This is a genomic window from Bradyrhizobium sp. (assembly GCF_049691595.1).
In the GTDB taxonomy this organism is placed as follows: Bacteria; Pseudomonadota; Alphaproteobacteria; order Rhizobiales; family Xanthobacteraceae; genus Bradyrhizobium.
Genome location: NZ_JBAVNZ010000452.1, coordinates 1 through 1,686 on the forward strand (window position 1 = coordinate 1; position 1,686 = coordinate 1,686).

Genomic DNA, 1,686 nt, shown 5'->3' on the forward strand with positions numbered 1-1,686 from the left:
AATCTGGCCTTGGGGAGGCAACATGGATATTGCACGCGACTGTGTCATCCATTCCAAGGGCGGCCGACTGGGCGACAACGTCACCAGCGTGGCCGATGCGCAACGCATCGCCGAGCAAGCCTTCACCGCGAACAAGCGGAACGGCGTCGTTCTGCATTTCCACGGTGGTCTGGTCAGCAAATCCAGTGGCGACGCCATCGCGCTAAGGCTGGGCGAGCGCTACAGCAGCGCGTCCACCTACCCAGTGTTCTCGGTGTGGGAGAGTGGCATCCTCGAGACCCTGCGCAACAACCTCAAGGACATCCTTCAAGACCAGGTGTTCCGAGAATTGGTGAAGAAGGCCGGCGAATGGGTGCTCCGGGAAGGAACCAGTGCCATCGCCACGCGGGGCGCGGGGCAGGCAGTGAACGCGGCGCAGCTACGCGCCGACTTCGATGCCTACTTCACCGGCAAGTCATCCGAGCCCCCGCTCAAGGAGCAATCGCCGCCCAACGGCCAGGTGAGCAAGGGTGCGGTGCCTGACGAGGACGACCTGGCAGCCAAGATCGAAGCCGAGATCGAGCTCGATCCAACGTTCCAGGAGACGATGGCCGGGCTCTTCGTCGCAGCCAACCGCGTCTCGCCGGCTGTGACGCGCGGGGCGAGCATCGAGCCGCGACCGGTTAAGCTGATCATCGACAAGAAGGCCATCGACGAGATGTTCCCGCCCGGCCCTACAGGCGCGACGCGCGGCGGCATTCCCTGGCTCACCGTGGCCAAGTTCGTCGCCAAAGTGGTGGTGGCCTCGATAAATCGCTTCCTAGGGAAGCGCGACCACGGCGCCTACACCACGGTAGTGGAGGAAGTACTGCGCGCGGCCTACCTCGCTAAGGTCGGCGAAGTGGTCTGGCGGCAGATGAAGAAGGACACGGCCGATGCCTTCGGCGACGCCCAGGGCGCGGGCGAGGTGGTGCTGCAGACTTGGGCGAAGCTGCTGCAGCAAGGCAAGCCGGCCCCGCGCATCACGCTCATCGGCCACAGCACCGGTGCGCTCTATATCGACCAATGGATCAGCCGCTCGGCCGAGATCGCGCCGACGCTGAGCTATGACGTGATCATGCTCGCGCCCGCCTGCCGGTGCGAGGACTTCACCAACGTGCTGGCCCAGCATGGTGCGCTCATCGCGAACTTCCGCGTCTTCGCGATGCAAGACGCGGTGGAGCAGCAGGATCGGCTGGTGTCCATCATCTACCCGCGCTCGCTGCTGTACTTCGTGTCGGGCGTTGTCGAAGGCGACGTCGACGTACCGCTCCTGGGCATGCAGCGCTACTTGGCCGACACTGAGGTGTTCCATGCCGCCGGCTTCCCGGCCGTGAAGCAGGTGCGCGAGTTTTTTGCTGCAGGCAAGCAGCGCAGCGTGTGGTCCGTCTCGGATGGCGGGCCCGGCTTGAGCAGCGCCTCGGTCTCGCACGGTGACTTCGACGATGACGAGCAGACGTTGACCAGCCTAAGCTCGATCCTGACGGCAGGCTTCTAGTCTAGGGGGAGGACGCCCAAGCATGGCCAAGGACGATTTCGCCATCCTCACCTGTATCTCGCGCTACCCCAACCCCGGGTTCACGCAGCTCAAAGGGCCGCTCAACGACATGGAGCTGGTCGAGAAATGGTTGCTCGACCCCGCCCGCGGCGGCTTCGACCCCAATGGCG

1 protein-coding gene is annotated in these 1,686 nt (G+C 64.5%); it reads left to right on the forward strand.

Annotated features, from left to right (window positions below):
* On the forward strand, nucleotides 1–1,516 hold a 1,516-nt coding region (locus WCE35_RS19130; RefSeq protein ID WP_424594892.1), incomplete at its 5' end, for a hypothetical protein.
* Nucleotides 1,517–1,686: the final 170 nt, after the last annotated feature.